At 49.5% G+C, this 728-nt stretch carries 1 protein-coding gene; it reads left to right on the top strand.

Annotation, left to right across the window (positions count from 1 at the left end):
* Positions 1-728 (top strand): AAA family ATPase (locus KIV40_RS26740; protein ID WP_285352210.1); only part of this gene is annotated, 728 nt, incomplete at both ends.

Raw genomic sequence — 728 nt, forward strand, 5'->3', positions numbered from 1 at the left:
GATGAAGCTTCGATGGTCGACCTCTCTATGATGTATAAGCTGGTGGATGCGTTACCAACTCATGCTCGCTTAATTCTATTAGGGGATAAAGACCAACTTGCTTCTGTTGAGGCTGGTGCGGTATTGGGCGATATTTGTGCCTTCAACGCACATGGTTACAGTGCCAATCAAGGAAGCCTGATTGCTGAATTGACCGGATTTGATGCGCTGTCGAGTAATAACACAGGTTCGAAAAGTGTGGTTAACTCGCCAGCCGTTGCTGACAGTCTATGTATGCTACAGAAAAGTTATCGCTTTGACGCGCGCTCCGGTATTGGTCAGCTTGCGAAAGCCATCAATGCAGGCTCGGCTGCACAGGTCGATGTGGTGCTCAACAAAGGTTTTGCGGATATCGAGCATCACACGCTCTCAAGTGATAGCTACAACCTGATGCTGCGCACCTTGGTCAATGAGTATGGCGCTTATCTCAACAGTATTAATCAGCCGTTGGCCGTCGATGAAAAGCAAGAGACTCGCGCCAAACTGGCTCTCGATCTCTTCAGTCAGTGTCGCCTATTGTGTGCGGTTCGTGATGGTGACTTTGGTGTCGCTGGGCTAAACCAACGTATTGAGCGCGCTTTGGCAGCACGACGACTCGTGAAGCCTCACAACGATGAATTGTGGTATCACGGACGTCCTGTGATGGTGACGCGCAATGATCATGGTCTTGGCTTATACAATGGTGATAT

It is taken from the genome of Vibrio sp. D173a, from assembly GCF_030248475.1.